The sequence below is a fragment of the Agrobacterium leguminum genome (genome assembly GCF_015704895.1).
In the GTDB taxonomy this organism is placed as follows: domain Bacteria; phylum Pseudomonadota; class Alphaproteobacteria; order Rhizobiales; family Rhizobiaceae; genus Agrobacterium; species Agrobacterium leguminum.
In genome coordinates this window covers 1-25,161 of the sequence record NZ_JADQWB010000005.1, presented here as the reverse complement: position 1 = coordinate 25,161, position 25,161 = coordinate 1, and the positions used below count along the sequence as shown (strand labels likewise).

Genomic DNA, 25,161 nt, shown 5'->3' with positions numbered 1-25,161 from the left:
TTTTTTATGCCCCTGGGAGGGAGGGGAGAAAATTGGCGGGCGTCAATGCGCCGTCGACATTTTCGGGCGCCATTCGCCGTTCGGCGCCTTGTCGAAGATGCGGCCGATATTGGGATTTCGGAGCGGCGTCTCGTTTTCGTCGTGGACGAGGTTCTGTTCGGAAACATAGGCGACATATTCCGTCTCCTCGTTTTCAGCCAGAAGATGATAGAAGGGCTGGTCGCGATCCGGCCTGATTTCCGCAGGGATGGCGTTCCACCATTCCTCGGTATTGGCATATTCCGGGTCCACGTCGATCACCACACCGCGGAACGGAAACACCTTGTGGCGGACGATTTCGCCAAGCGTGAATTTTGCGTTTCTTTGTTTCATGGCATGTACTTCCTTTCCCAATACTAGTTGGTATCGGAATGCGAAATATCAAGACCTAGCGGTTTTGGTGCCGGTCTGCCGTCCGCGTTCAGTGCTTTCTGCCGATGGGCGCGGTGGCGATGATGACGCCGCCGGTGACCAGCACGATGCCGATGGCGTGATAGGTCTCGAAAGTCTCCCCCAGGAACAGCGTTGCCATGAGGATCGAGACCGGCGGCATCATGTAAAGCGTGATGCCAGCGGTTGCGGGACCGAAGACGCGCACCGTATGGGTGAAGCAATAAAAGGCCAATAGTGAGGCGAACAGGATGATGCCGCCGATCTTGGCCCAGGCCATTGGCGTGGCGGGCAACATGCCGCCCTGCGCCAGTTCCAGCGCCGCCGGCGGCAGAAGCACGAGCGCGCCGGAAAAGGCGATCAGGCCGAAAAGGCTGAAAGAGGCCATCTGCCGTGCGGCGGGATCGCGCAGCAGCAGCGAATAGACCGCAAAGGCGATGGCCGCCGTCAGGATCGCGAAATCGCCAATGTTGAAATTCAGGTGCCAGAGAGCGGACATATCGCCCTTGAGCACGATGGCCGCCACGCCGGCAAAGGCAATGACCATGCCCGCCACTTCCAGCTTCCGGATCGGGCGGCTCTGAAAGACGCGCTGGAACAGGATGATGAACAGCGAGGACGTGGTGTAGATCAGCGTGCCGTTGGCGGCCGTCGTCATGGTCAGCCCCCAATAGACCACGCCGCCGCAGATGCCCATGCCGAGAATGCCGAGGACGAGCCAGAGCAGCGTTTTCCGCCGCACGAAGGCAAGGCAGTTGCGCCAGTCGGCGATCATGAAGGGGGCGATGATGAGGGTCGAGCCGATCCAGCGGATGAAGGCGGCGATGAAAGGCGAGACTTCGCCGACGACGCCACGGCCGAAAATGACATTACTGGAGAAAAAGAACGGCACCGCCAGAAAGATGAGCCAGTCCGTGAGGCGCGTTTGCTGAGAGGCTGGCTTGTTCGACATTCTTCGCAATGATGGCTGGGCTTCAAAAGAAAACGGCGGCTTTCCAGGGAAAACCGCCGGAATGGATGGAGCGCCCCGATGGGAGCGCTCCAAAGGCCGATCAGGCCGAGTAGTACATGTCGAATTCGACCGGATGCGGGGTCATTTCGAAACGCATGACTTCCTGCATCTTCAGCTCGATGAACGAGTCGATCTGGTCGTCGTCGAACACGCCGCCGGCGGTCAGGAACTTGCGATCCTTGTCGAGGCTTTCCAGCGCTTCGCGCAGCGAGCCGCAGACGGTCGGGATCTTCTTCAGTTCCTTCGCAGGAAGGTCGTAAAGGTCCTTGTCCATCGGCTTGCCGGGGTGGATCTTGTTCTTGATGCCGTCGAGGCCGGCCATCAGCATGGCCGCAAAACCGAGATAGGGGTTCTGGGTCGGGTCCGGGAAGCGGACTTCGACGCGCTTTGCCTTCGGGTTGGAGCCGAAGGGAATACGGCACGATGCGGAACGGTTGCGCGCGGAGTAGGCGAGCAGAACCGGCGCTTCATAACCCGGCACCAGACGCTTGTAGGAGTTGGTGGTGGGGTTGGTGAAGGCGTTGATGGCCTTGGCGTGCTTGATGATGCCGCCGATGTAATAGAGGCACGTCTCGGAAAGGCCGGCATATTCGTCACCTGCGAAGGTCGGCTTACCGCCCTTCCAGATCGACTGGTGAACGTGCATGCCCGAGCCGTTATCGCCGAAGATCGGCTTCGGCATGAAGGTTGCCGTCTTGCCATAGGCATTGGCGACCTGGTGCACGACGTACTTGTAGATCTGCATCTTGTCGGCGCTGGAGACGAGCGTGTCGAACTTCACACCCAGCTCGTGCTGTGCGGCAGCCACTTCGTGGTGGTGCTTTTCGACGACCACGCCCATTTCGGCCAGAACCGTCAGCATTTCGGAGCGCATGTCCTGGAGGCTGTCGATCGGCGGAACCGGGAAATAACCGCCCTTGACGCGCGGACGGTGGCCGAGGTTGCCGGTCTCGTAATCCGTGTCGTCGTTGGACGGCAGTTCGGACGAATCCAGCTTGAAGCCAGTGTTGTAGGGATCGGCCTTGTACTTCACGTCGTCGAAGACGAAGAATTCCGGCTCCGGGCCAACGAAAACGGTGTCGCCGATACCCGACGCCTTGAGGTAGGCTTCGGCCTTCTTGGCGGTGCCGCGCGGGTCGCGGTTATAGGCTTCGCCAGAGACCGGGTCGAGGATGTCGCAAAGGACGACCAGGGTGGACTGGGCGAAGAACGGGTCGATATGGGCGGTGGCCGGATCGGGCATCAGCACCATGTCGGACTCGTTGATGGCCTTCCAGCCGGCGATCGAGGAGCCGTCGAACATGACGCCATCGGCGAACATGTCTTCGTCCACACAGACAACATCCATGGTGACGTGCTGCAGCTTGCCCTTGGGGTCGGTAAAGCGCAGGTCCACGAACTTGATGTCGTTATCCTTGATCTGCTTCAAGATATCGTTTGCGGTCGTCATTTAAACGTTTTCCTTGAGTGTGATGATGACGAGGTGAAAACCCAAGCCTCCCCGGCTCGGGACGTTCTTGATTATATGGCGTCCACGCCTGTTTCACCGGTACGGATGCGGATGACTTCCTCGACATTGGAAACGAAAATCTTTCCGTCGCCGATACGTCCTGTCTGCGCCGCATTGCGGATCGCCTCGATGACGGCTTCCGCATTCTCATCCGCCAATACGACTTCGACTTTCACTTTCGGCAAAAAGTCCACGACGTACTCCGCTCCGCGGTAGAGTTCCGTGTGGCCCTTCTGACGACCAAAGCCTTTTGCTTCCGTGACCGTGATTCCCTGAAGTCCGACTTCCTGAAGGGCTTCCTTCACTTCATCGAGCTTGAAAGGCTTAATGATCGCTTCGATCTTTTTCATGAGAAAATATCTCTCCGCTTCTCCCGTTAAAGCAGGTAACTCCCGCTCTGCCACAAGAATGCACGTATTGTGCCAGATCGGAAGCGGGCTTGAAGAAAAAACTTCGATCCCCCGGCTTTCCGACACAAAATGCATTCGCTTTTTGCGCTTTTCCAGCCAATTTCTCGCGGAAACCCGAAAAATCCATCAGCATTTCTGTGAATTTGTATTATTTTAGTTTTTTTGAATATTTGGAAAGGTGCGAACGGAGGAATGGCTGTTTGTTTATATTTTATGCATTTGTCTATTATTTAGACATGGCTATTTGCTTATTTTTGTATCGATTGCCTTTCCGGCGTTTTGAAGGGATGATCGGGACATGAAATCCCTTCCGCGCCTTTTCCTGATCGACCCTGTTGCCATGGCCCGCATCGATGCGGCGGCCGGGCAATCCGGCATTCCTCTTTATGACCTGATGGAGCGGGCGGGGCAGGCGGTTGCGGCCTCAGCGCTGCGTCACTATCCGCAGGCGCAGCGTTTCGTCGTGCTCTGCGGCGGCGGCAACAATGGCGGCGATGGTTATGTGGCGGCGCGGGCGCTTTTGCAGAGCGGGGCGGTCGTCGCGGTTCATCATCTCGGCGATGTCGGCGCATTCAGGGGCGATGCACGGACGGCATTCGAGCGGAGCGGCGTGACGCCGCTGCCGCTTGACGGCTATGCGCCTCTTGCCGGCGACGTGGTGATCGATGCGGTGTTCGGGGCCGGATTGTCCCGCGATGTTCCGCAGGAGCTTATTCGGGTGATCGAGGCGGTCACGCGGGCGAAGGTGCCGGTTCTCGCCGTCGATCTGCCCTCGGGCCTCTGCGGCAGGCGAGGCGTGCCTCTCGGCGCATCGTTCAGGGCTGAGCGGACGGTGACCTTCATGGCGCGCAAGCCGGGTCATCTGCTGATGCCGGGGCGGGAGCTTTGTGGAAAGCTCGAGGTGTTCGATATCGGCATTCCGTCCCGCATCCTTGACGCCCATGCGGGATCGGTGGCGGAAAATGATCCGCTGATCTGGCGGGATGCCTTGCCTCATGCCGATATGGAAACCCATAAATTCCGTCGCGGGCATCTGACCGTCTTTTCTGGCCCGGCCCATGCGACGGGCGCAAGCCGCATGACCGCGCTTTCGGCACTGAAGGCGGGGGCGGGGATCGTCACCATCGCTGCGCCGAGGCAAGCGCTCGACGTGCTCTCCGTCACGCTGACCGCGGTGATGAACGGAGCGGTGGACGATGCCGACGATCTACGGTCGTGGCTGGACGATGGGCGTCATGGCACTTTCGTTCTCGGCCCGGGTTTCGGCGACCTCGAAAAGGCGCGGCAATTCGTGTCCCTGCTTGGAGACAGGGCTGTGGTGCTGGATGCCGATGCGATCACGGCTTTCAGGGATCATAAGGAGGCCCTGTTTGCGCATGTCACGTCAGGCACGGGCAAATTCGTGCTGACGCCGCATGAGGGCGAATTTGCGCGACTGTTTCCCGATCTTGCCGCTGACAAGATGCTGAGCAAGATCGAAAAGGCGCAGGTCGCCTCGGCGCGCAGTGGTGCTGTACTGGTCTACAAGGGCGCGGATACGGTGATTGCCGCGCCGGATGGACGGGCGGTGGTCAACACCAATGCTCCCGCGAGCCTTGCTACGGCTGGGTCAGGCGATGTGCTGGCCGGTATCATCGGCGCGCTGCTGGCGCAGGGAGCTCCCGCCTTCGAGGCGGCTGCGGCCGGGGTCTGGTTGCATGGCGAGGCCGCCCATAGGGCAGGCGACGGCTTGACGGCGGAAGACCTCGCCCATGCGGTTCGGCCGTTTGGGTGACTTGGTCTGATTGTGTTGGGGCAGTCCTGTGGACCGGGTCTTTGCTGGCCGTTCGCTGAACCTGCGATCTTACCACAGTTCAATCATCCGCACTCCATCACCCCGGACTGGATCCGGGGTTCAGTGCGATCAAGTCCTTGATCGCAGGAGACTCTTCTCACGGCGCAGACGCGCCGTGGCTGGATGCCGGATCTAGTCCGGCATGACGAAGGAGAGGTTTATCCCTGAAGCAAGTCCGTCGCGTTTGCGGCATTCAGCCCGCATTCAATGTGCGGCCTTGCCTGCCTGGCTCGCCATCGCCATTCGCGATGCGCTGATAAGGAGTTTGCGCTCGGCGCGCTCCTGCTGCGGCGTGCGATTGTAGATTTCGCGATAACACTTGGAAAAATGCGAGGCGGAGACGAAACCGCAGGCGACGGCGACTTCGACCACCGGCATGGCCGATTGCACCAGCAGGTGGCGGGCGCGGTCGAGGCGGATTTCGAGATAATAGCGAGCGGGTGAGCGGCCCATTTCCTGACGGAAGAGACGCTCCACCTGCCGGCGCGACAGATCGGCGGCGTCGGCGATATCGAGCAGCGACAGCGGTTCGGCAAGATTGCCTTCCATCAATTCGATGATAGACAGAACCTTGCTATTCTGCACGCCGAGGCGCGCGCGCAGCGGCAGGCGCTGGCGGTCATTGGGGCTGCGCACCCGGTCGGTCAATTGCTGTTCGCAGACGCGGTTGACGAGGTTTTCGCCGAAATCCTGGCCGATCAGGCTCAGCATCATGTCGAGCGAGGCCGTGCCGCCGGCGCAGGTATAGATGTTGCTATCGACTTCGAAGAGATCGGCATAGACTTCCACCTGAGGGAAGGCTTCGGAAAAACCGGGCAGGTTTTCCCAGTGGATCGCGCAGCGCTTGCCGTTCAAAAGGCCCGCCTGTGCGAGAATATGGGCGGCGGTACAGAGGCTGCCGATGGCGATGCCGCGATTATAGGCTTCGCGCAGCCAGGCATTGACGGATTTGTTGATGTGTTGATCCACATCGATGCCCGAACAGATGATCGCCATTTCCGGGCGGTTTTCGCCGCTGACGTAGCGCCGCTCATCGGCAAGACAGGTATCGGGCTCAAGACAGATGCCGCTTGACGACATGACCTTCTGGCCATCGAGCGAGGAGAGGCGCCACTCATAGGCCTGATAGCCCAACATTCGGTTGGCGATGCGAAGCGTTTCAACCGCTGCGGCGAATGGCAGCATGGTAAATTGCGGAATGAGAAAAAAGACGATTGAGCGCTTCTTCTGGGAGTTTCTGCTCATTTGCCCGTGCTCCGTTGCGAATACGCAATTCCTCCCTTGGAATTGGTCTTCTGGATGTCCTGTTTACGACATCTTTAACGAAAAATACGCCGTGGAATCGGGGCTGTCAAAAAATAGCTTTTGAAATATGCAAATTTTGCGACAAGCCTTTTAAAAAGGCGGTGTGTCGCATGTAAAACAGGCAGGCTATTTTGCGCCCTTGTCCTTCCATTCGAAGGACGGGCAGGGATGGCTCGCACGTCCAGAAACGTTGCGAGCCACCGGTTGAATGTCATCTGCGGATGACGTTTATGCGGCTGTTGTCCGTCGTCGGCCATCCGATATCCTTCAATGTTTCAGGCGGCAATGCCTCCAGTGCGCGAAGCATTTTTTCGCGACGCCATGCGGCGTAACGGGCGGCAACATGGTCGGACAGGCGATGGAGCCAGCCGGTGGATGACGGGCGGTTCGAGGAACGGTTCGCCACGGGGAGATAATGTATCATGGTCATGTCTTGATCCTTTCCTGAACCACGATCCTGTTTGCGACTTCGGTATGCGCTTGCCGACGAGGCTAAATCCGCCCCGTCAATCAATGTCCCGGATGGTGCGCGCTTGTTGACATTCAATCAAACGAAATGATATCCATCTATAAATCAAAATATTTGAAGGTGCGTGCCATGACCGTGACTTTCCGCCAACCGCTGCCGTTGCTGGATAACGACATATTGAGAACCTTCGTCGCCATCGCGGAAACGGGAAATTTCTCCACCGCCGCAGAAGTGGTGTTCAGAACGCCCTCTGCGGTTTCCATGCAGATCAAGAAGCTTGAAGAGCAGTTGAAAACGACGCTTTTCCTGCGCGATGCCCGCTCGGTGACATTGACGGCGCATGGGGAGACGCTTCTGACCTATGCGCGGCGCATGATTGCGCTGTCCAACGAGGCCGTGTCGCGTTTCGTCATGCCCGAGCTTTCCGGCGTCGTCCGGCTCGGTGCACCGGAGGATATTGGCGAGCGTGGCCTGCTGCCGGGCATTCTCAAACGTTTTGCCGAGGCTTTCCCCGGCATCATGATCGACGTCACCATCGATTCCAGCTCCAATCTTTATAAGCGCATGGATGAGCAGAGGCTCGATCTTGCCCTCGTCAACTGCGCCTCCCATCCCCTTCGGGATACGGGCGAGGTGCTGATGCGCGAGCGTCTGGTCTGGGCGGGCGCCAAATGCGGCACCGCCTATCTGCGCGATCCGCTGCCGATCTCCATCTGGGAAGAGGGCTGCATCTGGCGCTCGGAAGCGATCCATTCGCTGGAAAAGCGCGGCCGCAATTTCCGCGTGGCCTATCTCAGCGGTCATACCATGGCGCAGCGCGCGGCGATTGCCGCCGATCTCGCCATCGCGCCGCTGCCGCGATCCTATGTGCAGAACGACATGGTCATTCTGGGCGACAAGGAAGGCCTGCCGGAACTCGGCTGTTTCGATATCCGCCTGATCATGGGTGACAAGGCGTCCCGCCCTGTTCTTGCCGTGGCTGAAAGCATTCGAAACGCTTTTGTCGAAGTCGCCAAGGCGGCCTGAGGTCTTGGAGGTGCGCGGCGGCCGTGGCCCGTCGCGCCGTTAGAATCGCGGTTTTTAGCCCGCCATCGAATCCGGCGATGCCGAACGGTCCACCGCGCCGGTTTGCCAGCTTCCACGCTTGACCAGCCAATCGGCCGAATTCTGCAATCCGCCGAAGGGGAAGACGTGAATTTGCCGGATCGGCCCTTGCGGATTGGCCTGCCAGTGCCGCTCGATGGGTCCGACGATGCTTTCCGGTGAATGGCCCTTGGCAAGCGTTGTCAGCGAAAGCGCGTTCTTCTTGAGATAGGCGATGGAATTGCCGACGCCGCAAAGCGCGGCATATTTCAAGAGCGTCGTGATCTTGGCCGGGCCGGAAACGCCGATATGCACCGGAAGCTCGATGCCTGACGCCGCAAGTCCTTCCGCCCAGGCGATGAAACGTGCGGGATCGAAACCGAACTGGGTGACGATGCGCATTGCGGCATCGCTTCTTTCGGCAAAATCGCGTTTCAGCCTGAGTGCGGCCATCGCCGTCTCCTCGTTGAAATCGGGGCTGCCTTCCGGGTGGCCAGCGATGGCGATCTGCCTTATGCCGCAACGGTCGAAAATGCCGGTGGACAGTATGTCCATGCTGGATGCGAAGGGACCGGCCGGCCGGTCGACGCCGCCGCCGACAACCAGAACATCGGTTACGCCCGCTTCTCCGGCAAGCCGTTTTACCTGTTCCTCAAACGCTGCGCGGGAGGGGATGCGCCGCGCTGCAAGATGCGGCACCGGCTCGTAACCGAGGTCGCGCAAATGTCCCGCGGCTTCGACGAGCCTTTCCTGCGAGGCGGCTCCAGTGTCGGTGAGATAGACGCGCACACCCTGCGGAAAGAGACCGGCAAGGTCGGCCGAGCCAAGCACCTGCGCGGGCGAGGCTTCGATGGAGGCGGGAATGATGGAAGCGGCGGAAATATCGGGCAATTTGTGCGTGATCCTTTTTATTATCATGCACCTGTTTTGCGGCGAAGTCTGTGCCTGTTGCGGCAAGACAGGCTTGCATCTGCGACGAAGCTCGGCCCTAAACCCTGACGCGCGGCTTCACCAGATCCGCTTCGTCAGGCCGTTCCAAAGCCATGTCCAGATGGTCGGCGGGAAGCGCAGTACCGATTTGCCGGGTGAGGGCGGCTGCGGCGCAAGGCTACCGGAAAGGGCGTCCTCGATGGCGCTGACGGCGATATCCACCGAAGCGGCGGTCAGAAGCAGCGGATAGGTGGCAATTGTGTCGGAAGGGGATGGTTTCAGCCGCTTCTCGTAGAGCGTGGCGCCGGTATCCACGCCCTTGTCGACCAGATGCACGGTCGCGCCGAAATTGCCGCGGTCTTTTTCCACCAGCGCCCAGTATCCGCCCATCTGCCCGCGATAGGCGGGGTTGATGCCGGCGTGGAAATTGATGACCGGGCATTGCAGGGCTTGAAGCGTGGTCGGTGTCAGCAGGCGACAGGAAATGGTGAAGATCGCCGCCGGTTTCAGCAGATTGGCGGCCTTGCGGCATTCCTCATCGTTGAGGGAGGCGAATTGGGTGACGGGGAGGCTGTGATGGAGATCGGGAGAAAGGCCGTGTTCGGCGATGATCGCATCGCTTCTGCTAACGGTGAAGCGTTTGCCGAGCCGCGAGGCGATCATCGTCGCCATCTGGCCCGCAGCGACTATCCAGCCGAGCCGTCGCGCGCGCCGCCTGAGAATGACCGACTTGCTTTCCGGCTGCTCCATGAAAACATGGATGTCGGGAAATCGGGCCGCCAGCGCATTGATCATGACATTGGGGTTCACCCCGCCCGCCGTCATCACCAGAAGCCGATTGTTGATGTCAGTCATATCACCCACGGGATTTTCCTAAGCCATGATCCAGACGCCGAGTTTCACGCGTGAACTTCAAAACCATGTTAATTTTCATCGACAGGATTTTTTGAAATGCCGCTGGAACGGATTTTTGGGACTCACGTTATTGTGACGCATATCACATCGGTACTTGCCTTTGGACGGCAAGTCATAGGGGAGTAGTTTCACATGATCACACGCATTCTTTCGACCGTTTTCGTGGCTTTGTTGACCGTTGTCACCCTGAGTTCCTGCGGCAACACCATTCGCGGCATGGGCCGGGACACGGCGAACGCCGTCGACGCGACGCAGGATGCCGGCCGAAGTGTGGACCGCGCCGCCCGTCGCTGACGACATCTCCCCTTAAAGGTCCGGCGTCACCCTGAAACACGGGTGACGCCTTTTCTTTGACCGAATTTTCCTGCGAATGTGCCCCGACGAGAATCACGGGGCGGGCATGAACGGATCGATGAAAAGACTGGCGAAGCTGCTGTTGCCTTTGCTTTTGCCGTTTTCGGCTCAGGCCGGCGGGCAGGCAGATTTCTGCAGGATCATGGACCATGCCGGCGGTCGTTATACCGTCTGCAGTTTCGATCCGGCAAAAAGCACCATCCGGATTTACGACCGCGATCATGTCTCCGGCGAGGGATATGGTTCATTCGCCGCTCTCTCGTCTGCGCTGTGGCGGCAGCACATGTTCAGCGTCTTCGCCATGAACGGCGGCATGTACCATTCGGACTATTCCCCCGTCGGGCTCTTTATCGAAAATGGCATCGAACGCTCGCCGATCAGCACCGGCGGCGGCTGGGGCAATTTTCATCTTCTGCCAAATGGCGTGTTTTATCTGAAGGGGGCCGCGGCCGGCGTGCTGGAAACGCAGGCCTATCTGGCAGCGGATCCCCAGCCGGACTTCGCCACGCAATCCGGGCCGATGCTCGTCATCGATGGCAAGCTGCATCCGCGCTTTCTGCCCGATAGCGATAGTCTGAAGCGGCGTAACGGCGTCGGCGTTTCCCGCGACGGCATTGTGCATTTCGCCATTTCGGAAAATACCGTGCGCTTTTACGATTTCGCCACGCTGTTCAGGGATGTGCTGGACGCGCCGAATGCGCTCTATCTCGACGGCACCATATCCAGCGTCGATATTCCCGCAATGAAAAGGCGGGACTCGCTGTTCCTGATGGGGCCGATCATCGCCGTTGTCGACAGGGTGCCGGATTAGCCTGAACGATCAGATCGGCGCCTTGGGATAGGCTTTTTCGAGACCGGCCGATGCCGTCAGCCCCTTGCGGAAGGCGAGATAGGCCGGGTGCTGGCTCGCCCTTGCGGTTTCCGTGATGCGGATCTGCAGCCGGGCGGGGGCATTGCCGCCAAGCCATTCGCCGGTTGTTTCCAGCTTCAGGCTGTTGAGGAAGCGGGCATTGGTCTGCTGGTCGAGATAAAGATTGAGGCCTGCCAGCAGGTTTTCGTCCTGCAGGGCGTTTTCCATCAACAGCAGCACCCAGGCTTTATCCTCGCTTGCAAGCGAAGTGAGCTTCGATGCGACCGTTTCGCGATCAGGGAAGGAGGATGCCTGCTGCATGGGGTGACTCGCATCGTTGCCGTTGCCATCGTCGATAAAGCACAGGTTACGCCCTTTCAAGGCGCAGTATTTCAGCGCGGGAAGTTCGACCGTAACGTGCCGGCGGCCGGGGTTTTCAACAGGCGTTTGTGCATAAGCTTTAAATAACAGTTACACTTTAGTCCAAATTGCGGCGATCGCCAAAATGGCGCTTATGCGGGCCTCACGCTAACGCCTTGTTTTTTCACATACCTATGCACGGGGCGAATGGCAGCCTGTCAAAAACGCCTTCATTTAGCCGCTTTTTGCATTTGCCTTCGCCGCCGGATTTTAATAAATGCTTGCCTCAACGGGCCGGGTCTTGAAGATCCCCCGGAGAGTGAATAGCTGGAGTAATCATGGAAGAAACCGCTCAGAAATCCTGCTGGGGCGTCACCTTGCGCGCACTTGCAGGCTTTGCCGCTTTTCTCGCATTGACGTACATTTTTGGCAGCCCATAAGCATCTCTCCTGAATGACGGGTTTTGAAACGGCGCGGTTTTCCTTTGGAAACCGTGCTGTTTTCGTTTGAAAGCGATTATGTCGCAGCTGCGCAAACCGCTGACGCTCTTTTGTGGCGATCCGTTTCGGCTTTGGATATGATGGTGGTGGAATCCATTCTTATTCAAGGCGAACTTCATGTTTCTTTCGGTCTTTGACGTCTTCAAGATCGGTATCGGTCCTTCGAGTTCCCATACGATGGGGCCGATGACGGCAGCCAACCGCTTTCTGGCGCTGATCCTCAGCGATGAGTGGCCGCGGCCGGCAGGCGCGGCCGTTGCGCAGCTGAAGGTCAGCCTGCATGGCTCGCTCGCCTTTACCGGCATCGGCCACGGTACCGGGCGTGCCGTCATTCTCGGCCTCACCGGAGAACGGCCGGATATCGTCGATCCCGATGCGATGGACGCCATCATCGAGACGGTGGAAAAGGCCGGCGCCGTGACGCCGCCCGGCCATCCGTCCTATGTGTTCCGCCCGGCCGAAGATCTGGTCTTCGACAAGAAGAACCCGCTGCCCGGCCATGCCAACGGCATGACCTTCTCCGCCTTCGACAATCAGGGCAGGCTGCTCATCAAGCGCATCTATTATTCCGTCGGCGGCGGTTTCGTCGTGACCGATACGGAGCTGGAGGCGATCAAGCAGCGCGGCAAGACCATCGATAACGGTCCGCGCGTGCCCTATCCCTTCGCCACAGCGCGGGAAATGCTGGATATGGCGGCCCGTTCCGGCCGCACCATCGCCCAGATGAAGCGCGCCAACGAGGAGACGGTGGTTTCCCGCGAGGAGCTGAACGAGCGTCTCGACCATATCTGGGAAGCGATGAACGGCTGCATCGAGCGCGGGCTGAAAGTGGACGGCATCATGCCTGGCGGCCTGAAGGTGCGCCGCCGCGCCCGCTCCATTTACGAGAAGCTGAATGCGGAATGGCGCAGCAACCGGCTGAACCCGGTCATGGCCAATGACTGGCTGAGCGTCTACGCCATGGCGGTGAACGAGGAAAATGCCGCCGGCGGCCGCGTGGTGACCGCGCCGACCAACGGTGCGGCAGGCGTCGTTCCTGCCACCGTCAGATATTTCCGGCATTTCCATGAGGATGCGAGCGTCGATGACGTGCGCGACTTTTTGCTGACGGCGGCCGCCATTGGCGGCATCATCAAGCACAATGCCTCGATTTCAGGCGCGGAAGTGGGCTGTCAGGGCGAAGTGGGCTCGGCTTCCGCCATGGCGGCGGCGGGCCTTGCCGCGGTCATGGGCGGATCGCCGGAACAGGTGGAAAATGCCGCCGAGATCGCGCTCGAGCATCATCTCGGCATGACCTGCGATCCGATTGCCGGGCTTGTGCAGGTGCCGTGCATCGAACGTAATGCCATGGGCGCGGTGAAAGCGGTGACGGCGGCCTCGCTGGCGCTGAAGGGCGACGGCCAGCATTTCGTGCCGCTCGACGCCTGTATCGAGACCATGCGCCAGACCGGCAACGACATGAGCGAGAAATACAAGGAAACCTCCACCGGCGGCCTTGCCGTGAACGTTGTGGAGTGCTGAGCGGGCAGGGCGTCAGGCATGGTTGCCATGCTTGACGCCCGCCGCAAAAAGGCATTGATAGAACCATGCCTCTACATCTCATCAAACTTTGCGTCGGCGCGGATTCAATCCAGGACTTGAGAGACTGGGTCGCGCATCGTGCTCTGACTGCAATTGCCGCGGGCCTTGAGCCGCACAGCGTCCACACCACCCGGATGATCCCGAAACGTGTCGAGGAATTGCTCGAGGGCGGTTCGCTCTACTGGGTCATCAAGGGGCAGGTGCAGGCGCGGCAGAAACTTCTCGATATCCGCTCCTTCAAGGGCGAAGACGGCATTTCCCGCTGCGATCTCATTCTCGGCCCGGAGGTTATCGAAACCTCACCTGCGCCGAAGCGCCCGTTTCAGGGCTGGCGTTACCTGAAGGACGACGAGGCGCCCCGCGATCTCGGCGGCGGCACGGGCGGCGAGGATATGCCTTCCGATCTCAGGCGGGAACTGGCGGAGCTTGGGCTGCTCTGACGCTTAACGGATTTGAAAATGAAAAAGCCGGCCCCTTGCGGAGCCGGCTTTTTCATTTGGGGAGACGGGCCGGTCGTGCGGTCAGTTGATGCCGCCGACCGCATTGGTGGCGCGGCCATCCTGAATTTTCACCCAGCGGCCGGGATTGGCGGTGTCCTGACGCTTCAGGTAGGTATATTCGGTTTCCGACCAGTTCATGACCTTGTTGCGCATGTTGTCGAGAACGAAATCGCCACGATCGGTGCGGACGGTCAGAACGGCGTGGCCTTCGCCATTCGGCTGCAGAACCACGGTGATCAACAGGTTGGAGGCGGAGAAGCCCTTGTTCATCAGCATCTTGCGCTTCAGGAGCACGAAGTCTTCGCAATCGCCGACCGTGGTGGGATAGGCCCAGCGTTCTTCGACGCCATAGATTTCCATGTCGGTCATCGGCGTGATGGTGGTGTTGACGGTGTAGTTGACGTCGAGCATCGTCTTCCAGCGCTCTTCGGTCAGCTTCATCGGGCCGTTGTCCAGCGAGGTCGGCTGGCATTCGCTCTGATAGGTCTGGCAGAATTCATAGTGGCCGATCGGCGGATTGGCCTTGCCGATGACGCGCATGACGGCGGCCGGCGAGGCGCTTGCCTGATGCGCGAAGGCGCTGACGATGAATGCGATCAGAGTGAAAACGAAACGGTTGTTCTTGTTCATTGCTTGTCTCCCCGTGGTGAGGAGACATTCGCAGGTATATTTTGACCCGGCGGAAATTTGCGAAGCGCAATTTGAGCTTAAATTTCAGCAAATTAGCCGTTGTTTTGAACTGTATTCGAACTAGTTTTTATGCGTGTTTGAAGCAAATTTTATTACAATTTTACGCATCCTGGCTTTAGGCTTTTGGTAGCCATCTAGACCGCTGTATTGATAGCGGTTTTCGGCGTCACGCGGTTTCCTTGGTCGCGCGCGGCCGGCTTGCGGCGCGTGGCGAAGAGGTGGATTTCCCGTTTTGGGATGGCTGTTTCAGGCTGGAACAGGCCGGAAAAAGCGACAAAAAAACTTCAAAAAAACTGCATTTTTTCTGGAAAAAAGTTTTGCGGAGCGATTTTCGTGCCGTTGATGATCTGGCCAAGGGCGCAACATGTTCCGCCGCGCTCATCCTTTTTTACCGACTATGGTGGATCCAGGTCGGTCTGCCGCATGCCATAGGCGTCAGGGTATGAAAATGGGAGTTCGGTAGCGAGAAGTGAGAATAAAGCACCTGACGCCAGGAGCGGCTGGTGAACCCGATATGGCCGAAGACGGAGCATTGACTGCCAAGGCGCCGTCCGGGAATCTTCGCAATTATGCGATTGGGGCGAGCGCGAAACGCGCCGAAAATGCTGCACGCATTCTTACGGGCGCAAAACCTGTCGTGTCCGGGTGGAACTACTTAAAGAAATTCGATCAGTGCGTCGGGCGACTGGACGCGGTCGAATTCGACGGCGACGCCTTCCATGAAGTGGCGCACGATCTTGCCGCTCATGTTCTTGCCGAGCTGGACCCGGCTTCCGAGCGGCGGCCGGTTTTCGATCTCGATTGCCGCGCCCGACAGGGAAAGGTCGATCAACCTGCAGGCGACGAGCACGCCGTCTTCCAGAACGAGCTGGGCTCTCGCGTTGCGCGGCGTCAGGCGGTCGTGGCGGCGGTCTTCCGGCAGGCCGAGCAATTGACGCTTGGCGATCCAGGCGAGCTGCGCGGCGAGTTTTTCCCGCTTGCGCTCCGGCGCGTTGATGGCGATGAGGAAGCCCGATGCGGTGAGCGACGTCACCGTGCCTTCGATCCGGCCGATATGCTGGAGATAGGCGATGACGCGGTCACCGTGGCGGGCAATGCCCGAGCAGGTGAACTGCGCCCTTTCGGCGGTCATCTCGGTCGCGGTGCAATCATATTCTTCATGATCGGGCAACATCAGGCGGCCGGTGAAGGACACACGGACGGCGTCGTCGAGATGAGCTTCCTCAACCGGACGCAGGATTTGGGCGGTGTTGACCGAGCGGGACGAAAACATGGGCAGCGCAATTGTAATGAATGATGACGGTAAGTTTCTACCCTGCGCGAGTTAACAGACTGTATTGTTTAATCTCTACAATTTTTCTGATCGGCAATATCGTTACAGTTCTGACGTATTTTTTTGAGATTCCGGTGCTGCTGGACCTCTCCCGGAGGGGCGGAGAGCGTTGGAACAGGTCCGTCAGCAGCTTTCGGCGCGGGTTGTATCCTCGGCCCCCTTGTTCACCGGATACCCTGCCGGCGCGATGTCCAGGCGCAGCAGGCGGCTGCTTTTCATGGACAGGCACTGGATGGGCGCGGCGAATTGGTGCCGCGGCCGCTCCGCAAGCAGCGCTCCGAGCAACCTTGGGGCGGCGTCGGGATCGGTGCGCAGCGGCAGGAGCAGCATTTCGAATGCCAGCGGCGCCGCGCCATAGCTGTCCTCTGCCTCGACATCGAAGACCACGGGCAACTGGTGGTGCAGGATGCCGCGCGCGACACGGCAGGGGAAGACGGCATTTGCCGGCTGCCACAATTCCGAAAACGGGCGATCCCGCAATTCCCGGCCGAACAGATCGCAAAGACGAGTACCGGCAAGGCGGAAGAACGGGGTGTTCTCTCCCTTGTCCGTGAGGATAAAAAGATCGCCAAGGTGATGTTTCAGCTTTGCTGGATCGATGTCCTCGCGTCGCGGGGCCGATCGCTTGCCACGCAGTTCATCCCAATAGGCATATATGTCCAGTCCGGCCATGCTCTTCATAGCATCTCTCCATGTTCGTTTTTGGGACATCATGTCCATCCGAACGTCTGTATCTGGAGGTGTAGCGATTTTCATGCCAAGCGGATTTGTTAAGGTTAGCAAAGGGTTGATATTGCCCGGTGGCGATAGTCGTGGCATCGGTGCGGCCATGTCGGGGAAAGCTCCGTCAGCACAATTCGATGGCGTCGCCTGTTATTTTAAGGCGGGCCCGCAAGCCGGACCGCCCGCGGCCCGGCGCCCTTGCCGATAGCGGTTTGGGCGTCGAGCGCTTCGAAGGCGGGACGGCTTTTTTTTCGTTCGGGCTTCCTATATTGCTCGGGGAACGCAAAATTCGACCAAGACAGGGATGGGATCATGTCCTACGGGGACGGCGAACAGCCGCCGGTTTCGGAAACGCCGGAGCCGAAAGACGACACGAACAATCCCGTCTTCAACCTGCCATCGCTGCTGGTGGGCATCCTGGCCGCGCTGATCGTCGCTTATGTGGTTCCCGCCTATCTTCTGTCGGAGGAAGGCAATGGCTGGTTCATCTTCACCTTCGGCTTCATTCCGCTGCGTTATGCGGTGCCGTTTTCCCAGCAGGGGCTGGAATGGCTCTGGACGCCGGTGACCTATTCTTTCCTGCATGGCGGCATCGAGCACATTCTCTTTAACGGATTGTGGCTGATGGCCTTCGGCGCGCCGGTTCTGCGCCGGATCGGAACAGTGCGCTTCGTGCTGTTATGGTGCATTTCCGCCGCCGTTTCCGCCTTCGGTCATGCGGCGTTGAACTGGGGCGATGTGACGGTGCTGATCGGGGCGTCCGGTGTGGTTTCGGCGCTGATGGGGGCGGCCTGCCGCTTCGCTTTCCCTGCGCGTGGCGGATATAGCGCCTCCTTCGGTCATCTGATGCCGCGACAGAGCATTCTTGGGGCGCTTTCCAACCGCACCGTGCTGATCTTCACGCTGATGTGGCTGTTCGGCAATGTGCTGATCGCGGTCGGCGTGCCGCTGTTCGGCGATGTCGGCGGTGAAATCGCCTGGGATGCGCATGTCTTCGGCTTTCTGCTCGGCTTCCTGTTCTTCGGGCTTTTCGATCGACGCTTGGTCTGAGCCGATCACGCTCCTTGTCGGCCGTGGCGCAAATTTGCTTTCGCGCGTCCCATCCGGGATTGCATTCATGCGGACCTCAGCGCACCATATCCCATGATTTGCAACCGCCGGGGGAGACTGCGGCGCTGCGTATCGCTGAAAAGAGGAGGAAGGCATGCCAACATTCGTAAAGGATCTTCTCGACCGCAAGGGCCGGGACGTCGTGACTGTCGGTCCGGAGGTCAGCATCGGCGAAGCGGCGGGAACGCTGCACGCGCATAAGATCGGTTCCGTCGTCGTGACCGACGCCGATGGCGTCGTTCTCGGCATCTTCACGGAGCGCGATCTGGTAAAGGCCGTGGCGGGCCAGGGTGCCGCTTCCCTCCAGCAATCCGTGTCGGTGGCCATGACCAAGAATGTCATTCGCTGTCATCACAATTCCACCACCGATGAGCTGATGGAAATCATGACGGGCGGGCGCTTCAGGCATGTGCCGGTTGAAGAGAACGGCCGCCTTGCCGGCATCATCTCCATCGGTGACGTGGTGAAGGCGCGGATTGGCGAAATCGAAGCCGAAGCGGAGCACATCAAGGCCTATATTGCCGGGTGATCTTGCGTCCCGGCGTCAGACAGCTGGAAAAGCTTCAGTCTCGGGCCGGGACTCATACATCGCCTTCCGTCACGTATCGCCATTGAAGAAAGTCGGCTATTTTGGTGGATATGTCCACGTAGAAGTCTCGCTGAGGACAATCGGCGCAGACAATTTCAACCCGATTGAACTGTGAAATGAATTTGCCGCTGCTTGACCAGTTGCCATCGGCCGTTCCTTTCACAATGGTGATGTCAATCCAGGGCTGACCCTCCGCCGACGCAAAGCTGACATCGTTAGTCCGTTTGAGTTCAGGTTGTTCTTCCAGAAACCCGACCAATCGATTCGTGTCGCACAGTGTGTTTTCGTCGGTCGGGGGCAGGACTGAGATATACCAATACATGGTCTCACCACGGCTGGGCGTTTCATCTATTCGTTTCGTGCTTAAAGCAGGGCGCTAGCGCCGGAAAGCCTGCTGCATGCGCTCGAGCTCCGGAATGCGGGAGCGCGTTTCCTCATATCCCCGGTCGATGGCTTCGCTGGCGCGATGGAATTCCGAGAGGCCGATATCGTTGATGCGGGGGTGAAGCATCAGGTCGGGCGGGTCGCCCGCCAGGCGCGAGCGTGAAATCCTGTCCTGAATGATGTTGAAGGCCTGCACCATGACGCCTGGCAGGCCGGGACGCGGCGGGCTTTCCACCGCCGGTGCGACGCCCCCATGCGATGGCGAGGCGGCGTGCTTGACCACGGCGGAGCGGCCGAAAAGATCGTAATTCAGATTGACCGCGACGACCAGCGCCTGCTCATAGGCCCGGCAGACCGAAACCGGCACGGGGTTGACGAGCGCGCCGTCGATCAGGGTGCGGCCGTTGCACTGCACGGGTTCGAAAATGCCCGGCAGCGCATAGGAAGAGCGCAGCGCGGTGACGAGATCGCCCTGGTGAATCCAGACCTCGTGGCCGGTGCGCAGTTCCGTCGCGACGGCGATGAAGGGATGGTCGAGGTTTTCGACGCGCAGGCCTTCCAGATGTTCCTGCATGCGCTTGGTCAGCCGCATGCCGCCGAAGAGTCCGCCGCCGCCGATGGTGAGATCGAGCAGGCCGGCAATGCGGCGCATCGTCAGCGAGCGGGCGAATTCTTCCAGCTCATCGAGCTTGCCGGCGAGATAACAACCGCCGACCAGCGCGCCGATCGAGGTGCCGGCGATCATGCCGATCTTCACCCCGGCCTCATCCAGCGCCCGCAGGACGCCGATATGGGCCCAGCCGCGTGCAGCCCCGCCGCCAAGGGCGAGCGCTATCCTGCGCGTGTCGACGATCTGGGTGACCGGCGGTTCGTTGCCGAAGGCTTCGGGATTGCCAGCCGAAAGTTGATTGTGACGATTTCCCCATCCCAACATGACCGCACTCCCTGCCAGTTCCTTCAGGCTCCGTCCTATCCCCGGAACCCGCTATATTGGTAGCAAATTGGTGCGGCCGATGGAAGGTGGCCGTTCAAGTTGCGGAATAGGTGGTCGCCGGATCGAAATGGCGGGTATCGTCGGTGATCTTCGTCACCGCCTGGCCGTCGGAGAGTTCGACCGTGCGATAAAAACAGGAGCGGCGACCGGTGTGGCAGGTCGCGTCATGGCCGGCGACGGAGACCTTCAGCCACACGGCGTCCTGATCGCAATCGGTGCGGAATTCCTTCACCGTCTGCAGATTGCCCGACGTTTCGCCCTTCTTCCAGATCTTGTCGCGCGAACGGCTGTAATAGTGGGCGATGCCGGTCTCCAGCGTCAGCGACAGGGCTTCCGCATTCATATGGGCGACCATCAGCAACTCGCCGTCACGCGCATCGGTGACAACGGCGGTGACGAGGCCGTGCGCATCGAATTTCGGCGAAAAAAGACCTGCGTTTTCGAGCACTTCCTTATCCGCAGGGGCGGATGGAAAGGGAATGGACATGGTAACCCCGGAAAATCAACTGGCGGAACGACGGGAGCGGCGGATAAACGGAGCTGCCTCCGCCACTCTGGATTTTCTTGCGCATCGGATTTTCCGAAAACCGCGTTACGGCCTTCGGTCCGGCGCTTAGCGGTTCCGCACCATGGTCATGAAGCGCACCTGTTCGGCCGGATCGTTCTTGAACACACCGGTAAAGCTGGTGGTCAGCGTCGTCGACCCCTGCTTGTTTACGCCGCGCATGGACATGCACATATGTTCGGCGTCGATCATGACGGCCACGCCGCGCGGTTTCAGGGTTTCCTCGATCGATCTGGCGATCTGCGCGGTCATGTTTTCCTGCGTCTGCAGGCGGCGGCCGAAGATTTCGACGACGCGGGCGATCTTCGACAGGCCGAGCACGCGGCCCGCCGGAAGATAGGCGACATGCGCCTTGCCGACGATCGGCACCATATGGTGTTCGCAATGGGAGAAGAAGGGGATGTCGCGCACCAGCACCACATCGTCATAACCGCCGACTTCCTCGAAGGTCGTGCCGAGCACGTCCTGAACGTTCAGCTCATAACCGGCAAAAAGCTCGCGATAGGCCTTGGCGACGCGCTTCGGCGTATCCAGAAGTCCTTCGCGGGCGGGATTTTCTCCTGCCCAGCGCAGAAGAACGCGCACTGCTTCTTCCGCTTCGGCCTGGCTTGGGCGAGCTTCTGCCACGTCGGGTTTTGCGCCAGCGCCGGGGAAATTCTTCACGATCGCATCCATTCCGTCTCTCCCGATGCGGGTAAAGGCCGCACCTGAATTCGTTTTTCATCGCGAACTCTTGTTCGCAGTTGCTGCTATCTGGTTGTTTTACAGCATTTTGGCAAGACCGATGCTGTTATTTCGGTATCGGAGCCGTTAATTTCATCACGGCTTGATGTCCAGAAAGCTCGTTAGCATATAATGAGAATGAAGGGCAGGAAAGCTTCACTGCGACAAACGCTGTGTTTGAAAAATTTGACCTGTCCTGTTTTTGGGCAATCTTGAGCGCGCCGGGCACCGACGATGGACGATATCTACAATAATCGCATTCTGGACTTTGCCGGAAATATTCCGCTCATCGGCGTTCTTGAGGATGCCGACGCCAGCGCCGAGAAACACTCCCGGCTGTGCGGCTCCAAGCTCAAGGTCTATCTGAAGGTCGAAGGCGGTATCGTGACCGCGTTTTCGCATGAGGTTCGCGCCTGCGCGCTCGGCCAGGCCTCCGCCTCCATCATGGCGCACCACATCATCGGGGCTTCCAGCGGCGAAATCCGGCAGGCGCGGGAAGACATGCTCGCCATGCTGAAACAGGACGGCGAAGGGCCGACGGGCCGTTTCGAGGATATGCGGGTGCTTCAGCCCGTCCGCGATTTCAAAGCGCGCCACGCCTCCACCATGCTGACTTTCGAAGCGGTGGTCGATGCGCTCGACCAGATCGAGGGGCGGCCGGCTCTCAACGCCGCGGGTTAGGCAATGTGCGGCGAACCGGGCTGCCGGCACCAGCAAACGGCGGAAAAAGCGGGCCGATCCCGCAACTGGACGGGCAGCTTTGCCAAAACGCCGGGGCGGCTTCTGGGCGTCGGTTTCATTCGGCTTTATCAGCTGACGCTATCCGGCTTCATCGGGAATTCCTGCCGCCATATCCCCACCTGTTCCGAATATGGCTATGAAGCCATTGCCCGACACGGATTGTGGGCCGGCGGCTGGATGACGCTGTTTCGCGTCGCGCGCTGCGGGCCGGGCGGCACCAGCGGGCTGGACCCGGTGCCGGAAGTGCTCGATGGCAGCAGGCACTGGTGGATGCCGTGGCGTTACTGGAGCCTGCATCGATGAATGACTATGTGGCCCTGCTGCACAGCATCGTGCTCGGCGCGGGCAAGCGGCTCGTCATGGCCGATCTGCGGGCATTGGCGGAAGAGCTGGGATTTGCCGAATGCAGAACCCTTGTCGCGACTGGAAATCTGGTTTTTCGCGCCGGGGCGGCACCTGTTCGTGAGATTGAGGAGAGGCTGGAGCGCGCCTTCGAGGACCGCTTCGGCAAACATGTCGATATTCTCGTTCGTTCGGGGAGCGACTGGCTGAAACTGGCGGCGGACAATCCCTTCGCCCAGGGCAATCCGCCGGATGTCTGCGTTCGGGTGATGCGGGCGCCGCTGGACAACGGCGTCCTCGAATTGCTGGAGAAATACCGCGGGAGGGAAAAGATCGCTCTTGCCGGCGGCGATCTATGGATCGATTTTTGCGGCAAGCCGAGCGAGAGCAGGCTGCTGTCCGTGCTGACCACCAAAAGGCTCGGTATCGGCACGACCCGCAACGCCAATACGGTCAATGGTCTCGCGCAAATGCTTCGCTGAGCGATCCTTCGCCTTTGACTGCAATGGCAAAAGCCTTTATCAGCCTGCCTGTCCGCTTGTCGCGGGCAAATCATTATTCCAACACCACCCGCATTCGTTGGCGGGACTGGACAGGAGATTAGACAATGTCTGAAGCTGTTTCCCTTACATTTCCCGATGGATCCGTGCGCAGCTACCCCGCCGGTACGACCGGCCGCGAGGTCGCCGAATCCATCTCCAAATCGCTTGCCAAGAAGGCTGTCGCCATTGCGCTTGACGGCACCGTGCGCGATTTGTCCGAGACCATCACCGATGGCAAAATCGAGATCGTCACGCGTGAAGACGGGCGTGCGCTGGAACTCATCCGCCACGATGCCGCGCACGTCATGGCTGAAGCCGTGCAGGAACTGTGGCCCGGCACGCAGGTGACGATCGGCCCTGTCATCGAAAACGGCTTCTATTACGACTTCGCCAAGAACGAACCCTTCACGCCGGAAGATCTGCCGAAGATCGAAAAGCGCATGAAGGAAATCATTCTGCGCAACAAGCCGTTTACCCGCGAGGTCTGGTCGCGCGAGAAGGCCAAGGAAGTGTTCGCCGCCAAGGGCGAGAACTACAAGGTCGAGCTGGTCGACGCCATTCCGGAAGGTCAGGACCTGAAGATCTATTATCAGGGCGACTGGTTCGATCTCTGCCGTGGTCCGCACATGGCCTCCACGGGGCAGATCGGCACGGCCTTCAAGCTGATGAAGGTGGCCGGGGCCTATTGGCGCGGTGACAGCAACAATGCGATGCTGTCGCGCATCTACGGTACCGCCTGGGCGACGCAGGAAGAGCTGGACAATTATCTGCATGTGCTGGCCGAAGCCGAAAAGCGCGACCATCGCCGTCTCGGCCGCGAAATGGACCTGTTCCATTTCCAGGAAGAAGGCCCGGGCGTCGTGTTCTGGCACGGCAAGGGCTGGCGCATGTTCCAGACGCTGACGGCCTATATGCGCCGCCGGCTCGCCAATACCTATCAGGAAGTCAATGCGCCGCAGGTGCTCGACAAGTCGCTGTGGGAAACCTCCGGTCACTGGGGCTGGTATCAGGAAAACATGTTCGCGGTGAAATCCGCCCATGCCTTCACCCATCCCGATGACGAGGAAGCCGATCAGCGCGTCTTCGCCTTGAAACCGATGAACTGCCCGGGTCACGTTCAGATCTTCAAGCATGGCTTGAAGTCTTACCGCGAAATGCCGGTCCGCCTTGCGGAATTCGGCACCGTGCATCGTTATGAGGCGTCGGGCGCTCTGCACGGCCTGATGCGCGTTCGCGGCTTCACGCAGGACGATGCGCATGTCTTCTGCACGGAAGAGCAGATGGCGGCGGAATGCCTGCGCATCAACGACCTCATCCTCTCCGTCTATGAGGATTTCGGTTTCAGCGAAGTCGTCGTCAAGCTCTCCACGCGTCCGGAAAAGCGCGTCGGTTCCGACGATCTCTGGGATCGCGCCGAAAGCGTGATGATGGATGTTCTGAAGACCATCGAGGAGCAGTCCGGCGGTCGCATCAAGACCGGCATTCTGCCGGGCGAGGGCGCGTTCTACGGGCCGAAGTTCGAATATACGCTGAAGGACGCCATCGGCCGTGAATGGCAGTGCGGCACGACGCAGGTGGACTTCAACCTGCCGGAACGCTTCGGCGCCTTCTACATCGACCAGAACTCCGAAAAGACGCAGCCGGTGATGATCCATCGCGCCATCTGCGGCTCCATGGAGCGCTTCCTCGGCATCCTCATCGAGAACTTCGCCGGCCATATGCCGCTGTGGTTCGCGCCGCTTCAGGTGGTCGTCGCGACGATCACCTCGGATGCGGATGATTACGGCCGTGAGGTTGCCGAAGCGCTGCGCGAGGCTGGCATGGCGGTCGAGACCGATTTCCGCAACGAGAAGATCAACTACAAGATCCGCGAGCATTCGGTGACCAAGGTTCCGGTCATCATCGTCTGCGGCCGCAAGGAAGCGGAAGAGCGCACGGTCAACATCCGCCGTCTCGGTTCGCAGAACCAGACGCCGATGTCGCTGGAAGATGCGATTACGAGCCTCGTGGATGAGGCGACGCCGCCGGATGTGAAGCGCAAGCTTGCGGCGAAGAAGCAGGCTGCGTGAGAAATGACAACGGCCTCTTCGGGGGCCGTTTTTGTTTGTGGGGCAATGTGCTCAGCAGCGGTATGATTGGCAGAAGCGGGGCACCGCATTCCGTCACCCCGGACTAGATCCGGGGTCCAGCGCGATCAAGTCCTTGATCGCGAAAGACTCTCTTCACGGCGCAGACGCGCCGTGGCTGGATGCCGGATCAAGCAACCGTGGATGATCAAGCAAATGCTGGATCTGTCCTTGCGATGGCGTTGAGGATAGTGATGAGCTTCCGGATTGTTGCGACGATGGCCAGTTTGAAAGGTTTTCCCTTGCTGCGCAGGCGC

At 59.6% G+C, this 25,161-nt stretch carries 30 protein-coding genes and 1 pseudogene; 13 read left to right on the top strand and 18 right to left on the bottom strand.

All coding sequences use genetic code 11. From position 1 onward, the window contains the following. Positions 1-42 precede the first annotated feature (42 nt). From hspQ to I3J13_RS09335, 4 genes are all read right to left on the bottom strand, one after another. On the bottom strand, positions 43-372 hold the full coding sequence (hspQ, locus tag I3J13_RS09350; protein ID WP_003523419.1) for a heat shock protein HspQ: 330 nt from the start codon (positions 370-372) through the stop codon (positions 43-45). 88 nt (positions 373-460) lie between these two features. Next, the gene (locus tag I3J13_RS09345) at positions 461-1,381 is read right to left on the bottom strand and encodes a DMT family transporter (RefSeq protein WP_196378643.1); all 921 of its coding nucleotides are present in this window, start codon (positions 1,379-1,381) and stop codon (positions 461-463) included. 100 nt (positions 1,382-1,481) lie between these two features. Continuing rightward, positions 1,482-2,891, bottom strand: coding sequence for a type I glutamate--ammonia ligase (gene glnA, locus I3J13_RS09340; protein ID WP_003523416.1), 1,410 nt, complete (start codon positions 2,889-2,891; stop codon positions 1,482-1,484). A 71-nt stretch (positions 2,892-2,962) separates the two neighbouring features. Further along, on the bottom strand, positions 2,963-3,301 hold the full coding sequence (locus I3J13_RS09335) for a P-II family nitrogen regulator (protein WP_003515720.1): 339 nt from the start codon (positions 3,299-3,301) through the stop codon (positions 2,963-2,965). A 358-nt stretch (positions 3,302-3,659) separates the two neighbouring features. Here I3J13_RS09335 and I3J13_RS09330 point away from each other — a divergent pair, with 358 nt between their 5' ends. Next, the gene (locus tag I3J13_RS09330) at positions 3,660-5,135 is read left to right on the top strand and encodes an NAD(P)H-hydrate dehydratase (RefSeq protein WP_196378642.1); all 1,476 of its coding nucleotides are present in this window, start codon (positions 3,660-3,662) and stop codon (positions 5,133-5,135) included. A gap of 264 nt (positions 5,136-5,399) precedes the next feature. Here I3J13_RS09330 and I3J13_RS09325 read toward each other — a convergent pair whose 3' ends face one another. Both I3J13_RS09325 and I3J13_RS09320 read right to left on the bottom strand, forming a co-directional pair. After that, the gene (locus tag I3J13_RS09325; RefSeq protein WP_020810639.1) at positions 5,400-6,440 is read right to left on the bottom strand and encodes a GlxA family transcriptional regulator; all 1,041 of its coding nucleotides are present in this window, start codon (positions 6,438-6,440) and stop codon (positions 5,400-5,402) included. Between the two features lie 271 nt (positions 6,441-6,711). Continuing rightward, complete coding sequence (locus tag I3J13_RS09320; RefSeq protein ID WP_196378641.1) at positions 6,712-6,930, bottom strand: hypothetical protein; 219 nt, start codon at positions 6,928-6,930, stop codon at positions 6,712-6,714. Positions 6,931-7,056: 126 nt separating this feature from the next. Between I3J13_RS09320 and I3J13_RS09315 the strand changes: the two genes are divergently transcribed. Then, positions 7,057-7,995, top strand: coding sequence for a LysR family transcriptional regulator (locus tag I3J13_RS09315; protein WP_020810641.1), 939 nt, complete (start codon positions 7,057-7,059; stop codon positions 7,993-7,995). Positions 7,996-8,049: 54 nt separating this feature from the next. Here the strand turns inward: I3J13_RS09315 and I3J13_RS09310 are convergent, their stop codons facing one another. Together I3J13_RS09310 and I3J13_RS09305 are read right to left on the bottom strand one after the other, a co-directional pair. Further along, positions 8,050-8,970, bottom strand: coding sequence for a methylenetetrahydrofolate reductase (locus I3J13_RS09310; protein ID WP_196378640.1), 921 nt, complete (start codon positions 8,968-8,970; stop codon positions 8,050-8,052). Between the two features lie 90 nt (positions 8,971-9,060). Continuing rightward, a complete protein-coding gene (locus tag I3J13_RS09305) occupies positions 9,061-9,837 on the bottom strand; it encodes a formyl transferase (protein ID WP_196378780.1) in 777 nt (258 codons plus the stop codon). A 192-nt stretch (positions 9,838-10,029) separates the two neighbouring features. Here I3J13_RS09305 and I3J13_RS09300 point away from each other — a divergent pair, with 192 nt between their 5' ends. Continuing rightward, positions 10,030-10,191 carry an entericidin domain-containing protein gene (locus I3J13_RS09300; RefSeq protein ID WP_004442283.1) on the top strand — a complete coding sequence of 54 codons (162 nt, stop codon included), beginning with the start codon at positions 10,030-10,032 and terminating at the stop codon, positions 10,189-10,191. A gap of 106 nt (positions 10,192-10,297) precedes the next feature. Beyond that, entirely contained in the window at positions 10,298-11,062 is a 765-nt protein-coding gene (locus I3J13_RS09295; RefSeq protein ID WP_196378639.1) for a phosphodiester glycosidase family protein, read from the top strand. Positions 11,063-11,071: 9 nt separating this feature from the next. Here I3J13_RS09295 and I3J13_RS09290 read toward each other — a convergent pair whose 3' ends face one another. After that, the gene (locus I3J13_RS09290) at positions 11,072-11,422 is read right to left on the bottom strand and encodes a hypothetical protein (RefSeq protein WP_196378638.1); all 351 of its coding nucleotides are present in this window, start codon (positions 11,420-11,422) and stop codon (positions 11,072-11,074) included. 391 nt (positions 11,423-11,813) lie between these two features. Beyond that, positions 11,814-12,080, bottom strand: coding sequence for a hypothetical protein (locus I3J13_RS09285; RefSeq protein WP_162935857.1), 267 nt, complete (start codon positions 12,078-12,080; stop codon positions 11,814-11,816). On the opposite strand from I3J13_RS09285, the gene I3J13_RS09280 reads away from it, so the two are divergent. Together I3J13_RS09280 and I3J13_RS09275 are read left to right on the top strand one after the other, a co-directional pair. After that, positions 12,079-13,482, top strand: a complete 1,404-nt coding sequence (locus I3J13_RS09280; RefSeq protein WP_196378637.1) for an L-serine ammonia-lyase — start codon at positions 12,079-12,081, stop codon at positions 13,480-13,482. The two genes, I3J13_RS09285 and I3J13_RS09280, sit on opposite strands and share 2 nt — an antisense overlap. A gap of 65 nt (positions 13,483-13,547) precedes the next feature. Next, positions 13,548-13,982 (top strand): DUF1489 family protein, encoded by a 435-nt coding sequence (locus tag I3J13_RS09275; protein ID WP_035260632.1) that lies wholly within the window; start codon positions 13,548-13,550, stop codon positions 13,980-13,982. Positions 13,983-14,063: 81 nt separating this feature from the next. Here the strand turns inward: I3J13_RS09275 and I3J13_RS09270 are convergent, their stop codons facing one another. Continuing rightward, the gene (locus I3J13_RS09270; protein WP_035260634.1) at positions 14,064-14,672 is read right to left on the bottom strand and encodes a transglutaminase-like cysteine peptidase; all 609 of its coding nucleotides are present in this window, start codon (positions 14,670-14,672) and stop codon (positions 14,064-14,066) included. Between the two features lie 239 nt (positions 14,673-14,911). Between I3J13_RS09270 and I3J13_RS09265 the strand changes: the two genes are divergently transcribed. After that, positions 14,912-15,178: a hypothetical protein gene (locus tag I3J13_RS09265; RefSeq protein WP_236000864.1), complete on the top strand. Its 267-nt coding sequence runs from the start codon at positions 14,912-14,914 to the stop codon at positions 15,176-15,178. Positions 15,179-15,387: 209 nt separating this feature from the next. Here I3J13_RS09265 and I3J13_RS09260 read toward each other — a convergent pair whose 3' ends face one another. Next, positions 15,388-16,005: a PilZ domain-containing protein gene (locus I3J13_RS09260; RefSeq protein WP_003508056.1), complete on the bottom strand. Its 618-nt coding sequence runs from the start codon at positions 16,003-16,005 to the stop codon at positions 15,388-15,390. 183 nt (positions 16,006-16,188) lie between these two features. Beyond that, a complete protein-coding gene (locus I3J13_RS09255) occupies positions 16,189-16,746 on the bottom strand; it encodes a PAS domain-containing protein (protein WP_196378636.1) in 558 nt (185 codons plus the stop codon). A 354-nt stretch (positions 16,747-17,100) separates the two neighbouring features. On the opposite strand from I3J13_RS09255, the gene I3J13_RS09250 reads away from it, so the two are divergent. Then, positions 17,101-17,838, top strand: coding sequence for a rhomboid family intramembrane serine protease (locus I3J13_RS09250; protein ID WP_003523400.1), 738 nt, complete (start codon positions 17,101-17,103; stop codon positions 17,836-17,838). Positions 17,839-17,992: 154 nt separating this feature from the next. Continuing rightward, entirely contained in the window at positions 17,993-18,427 is a 435-nt protein-coding gene (locus tag I3J13_RS09245; RefSeq protein WP_003523399.1) for a CBS domain-containing protein, read from the top strand. Between the two features lie 52 nt (positions 18,428-18,479). Here I3J13_RS09245 and I3J13_RS09240 read toward each other — a convergent pair whose 3' ends face one another. From I3J13_RS09240 to folE, 4 genes are all read right to left on the bottom strand, one after another. Next, complete coding sequence (locus I3J13_RS09240; RefSeq protein ID WP_142779335.1) at positions 18,480-18,809, bottom strand: hypothetical protein; 330 nt, start codon at positions 18,807-18,809, stop codon at positions 18,480-18,482. Between the two features lie 54 nt (positions 18,810-18,863). Then, complete coding sequence (locus tag I3J13_RS09235) at positions 18,864-19,805, bottom strand: patatin-like phospholipase family protein (protein WP_020811307.1); 942 nt, start codon at positions 19,803-19,805, stop codon at positions 18,864-18,866. A gap of 94 nt (positions 19,806-19,899) precedes the next feature. Then, positions 19,900-20,352, bottom strand: a complete 453-nt coding sequence (gene hisI, locus I3J13_RS09230; protein ID WP_003523396.1) for a phosphoribosyl-AMP cyclohydrolase — start codon at positions 20,350-20,352, stop codon at positions 19,900-19,902. A 126-nt stretch (positions 20,353-20,478) separates the two neighbouring features. Continuing rightward, positions 20,479-21,105: a GTP cyclohydrolase I FolE gene (gene folE, locus I3J13_RS09225; protein WP_003523394.1), complete on the bottom strand. Its 627-nt coding sequence runs from the start codon at positions 21,103-21,105 to the stop codon at positions 20,479-20,481. A 282-nt stretch (positions 21,106-21,387) separates the two neighbouring features. Between folE and I3J13_RS09220 the strand changes: the two genes are divergently transcribed. The 4 genes from I3J13_RS09220 to thrS all read left to right on the top strand — a co-directional run bounded on the left by I3J13_RS09220 (position 21,388) and on the right by thrS (position 24,847). Beyond that, the gene (locus I3J13_RS09220) at positions 21,388-21,834 is read left to right on the top strand and encodes an iron-sulfur cluster assembly scaffold protein (RefSeq protein WP_003523393.1); all 447 of its coding nucleotides are present in this window, start codon (positions 21,388-21,390) and stop codon (positions 21,832-21,834) included. Positions 21,835-21,837: 3 nt separating this feature from the next. Continuing rightward, positions 21,838-22,197: a membrane protein insertion efficiency factor YidD gene (gene yidD, locus I3J13_RS09215; RefSeq protein WP_196378635.1), complete on the top strand. Its 360-nt coding sequence runs from the start codon at positions 21,838-21,840 to the stop codon at positions 22,195-22,197. Beyond that, positions 22,194-22,718: a DUF1697 domain-containing protein gene (locus tag I3J13_RS09210; protein ID WP_196378634.1), complete on the top strand. Its 525-nt coding sequence runs from the start codon at positions 22,194-22,196 to the stop codon at positions 22,716-22,718. Before yidD ends, I3J13_RS09210 begins: the two co-directional genes overlap by 4 nt. A 125-nt stretch (positions 22,719-22,843) precedes the next feature. Next, the gene (gene thrS, locus I3J13_RS09205; protein WP_196378633.1) at positions 22,844-24,847 is read left to right on the top strand and encodes a threonine--tRNA ligase; all 2,004 of its coding nucleotides are present in this window, start codon (positions 22,844-22,846) and stop codon (positions 24,845-24,847) included. 205 nt (positions 24,848-25,052) lie between these two features. Here thrS and I3J13_RS26050 read toward each other — a convergent pair. Then, positions 25,053-25,161, bottom strand: a pseudogene (locus I3J13_RS26050) (IS110 family transposase); the annotation flags it as partial.

Coding starts and splice junctions, on each gene's coding strand:
- hspQ (WP_003523419.1), bottom strand. CDS start 372: ATGAAACAAAGAAACGCAAAATTCACGCTTGGCGAAATCGTCCGCCAC.
- I3J13_RS09345 (WP_196378643.1), bottom strand. CDS start 1,381: ATGTCGAACAAGCCAGCCTCTCAGCAAACGCGCCTCACGGACTGGCTC.
- glnA (WP_003523416.1), bottom strand. CDS start 2,891: ATGACGACCGCAAACGATATCTTGAAGCAGATCAAGGATAACGACATC.
- I3J13_RS09335 (WP_003515720.1), bottom strand. CDS start 3,301: ATGAAAAAGATCGAAGCGATCATTAAGCCTTTCAAGCTCGATGAAGTG.
- I3J13_RS09330 (WP_196378642.1), top strand. CDS start 3,660: ATGAAATCCCTTCCGCGCCTTTTCCTGATCGACCCTGTTGCCATGGCC.
- I3J13_RS09325 (WP_020810639.1), bottom strand. CDS start 6,440: ATGAGCAGAAACTCCCAGAAGAAGCGCTCAATCGTCTTTTTTCTCATT.
- I3J13_RS09320 (WP_196378641.1), bottom strand. CDS start 6,930: ATGACCATGATACATTATCTCCCCGTGGCGAACCGTTCCTCGAACCGC.
- I3J13_RS09315 (WP_020810641.1), top strand. CDS start 7,057: ATGATATCCATCTATAAATCAAAATATTTGAAGGTGCGTGCCATGACC.
- I3J13_RS09310 (WP_196378640.1), bottom strand. CDS start 8,970: ATGATAATAAAAAGGATCACGCACAAATTGCCCGATATTTCCGCCGCT.
- I3J13_RS09305 (WP_196378780.1), bottom strand. CDS start 9,837: ATGACTGACATCAACAATCGGCTTCTGGTGATGACGGCGGGCGGGGTG.
- I3J13_RS09300 (WP_004442283.1), top strand. CDS start 10,030: ATGATCACACGCATTCTTTCGACCGTTTTCGTGGCTTTGTTGACCGTT.
- I3J13_RS09295 (WP_196378639.1), top strand. CDS start 10,298: ATGAACGGATCGATGAAAAGACTGGCGAAGCTGCTGTTGCCTTTGCTT.
- I3J13_RS09290 (WP_196378638.1), bottom strand. CDS start 11,422: ATGCAGCAGGCATCCTCCTTCCCTGATCGCGAAACGGTCGCATCGAAG.
- I3J13_RS09280 (WP_196378637.1), top strand. CDS start 12,079: ATGTTTCTTTCGGTCTTTGACGTCTTCAAGATCGGTATCGGTCCTTCG.
- I3J13_RS09285 (WP_162935857.1), bottom strand. CDS start 12,080: ATGAAGTTCGCCTTGAATAAGAATGGATTCCACCACCATCATATCCAA.
- I3J13_RS09275 (WP_035260632.1), top strand. CDS start 13,548: ATGCCTCTACATCTCATCAAACTTTGCGTCGGCGCGGATTCAATCCAG.
- I3J13_RS09270 (WP_035260634.1), bottom strand. CDS start 14,672: ATGAACAAGAACAACCGTTTCGTTTTCACTCTGATCGCATTCATCGTC.
- I3J13_RS09260 (WP_003508056.1), bottom strand. CDS start 16,005: ATGTTTTCGTCCCGCTCGGTCAACACCGCCCAAATCCTGCGTCCGGTT.
- I3J13_RS09255 (WP_196378636.1), bottom strand. CDS start 16,746: ATGAAGAGCATGGCCGGACTGGACATATATGCCTATTGGGATGAACTG.
- I3J13_RS09250 (WP_003523400.1), top strand. CDS start 17,101: ATGTCCTACGGGGACGGCGAACAGCCGCCGGTTTCGGAAACGCCGGAG.
- I3J13_RS09245 (WP_003523399.1), top strand. CDS start 17,993: ATGCCAACATTCGTAAAGGATCTTCTCGACCGCAAGGGCCGGGACGTC.
- I3J13_RS09240 (WP_142779335.1), bottom strand. CDS start 18,809: ATGTATTGGTATATCTCAGTCCTGCCCCCGACCGACGAAAACACACTG.
- I3J13_RS09235 (WP_020811307.1), bottom strand. CDS start 19,805: ATGTTGGGATGGGGAAATCGTCACAATCAACTTTCGGCTGGCAATCCC.
- hisI (WP_003523396.1), bottom strand. CDS start 20,352: ATGTCCATTCCCTTTCCATCCGCCCCTGCGGATAAGGAAGTGCTCGAA.
- folE (WP_003523394.1), bottom strand. CDS start 21,105: ATGGATGCGATCGTGAAGAATTTCCCCGGCGCTGGCGCAAAACCCGAC.
- I3J13_RS09220 (WP_003523393.1), top strand. CDS start 21,388: ATGGACGATATCTACAATAATCGCATTCTGGACTTTGCCGGAAATATT.
- yidD (WP_196378635.1), top strand. CDS start 21,838: ATGTGCGGCGAACCGGGCTGCCGGCACCAGCAAACGGCGGAAAAAGCG.
- I3J13_RS09210 (WP_196378634.1), top strand. CDS start 22,194: ATGAATGACTATGTGGCCCTGCTGCACAGCATCGTGCTCGGCGCGGGC.
- thrS (WP_196378633.1), top strand. CDS start 22,844: ATGTCTGAAGCTGTTTCCCTTACATTTCCCGATGGATCCGTGCGCAGC.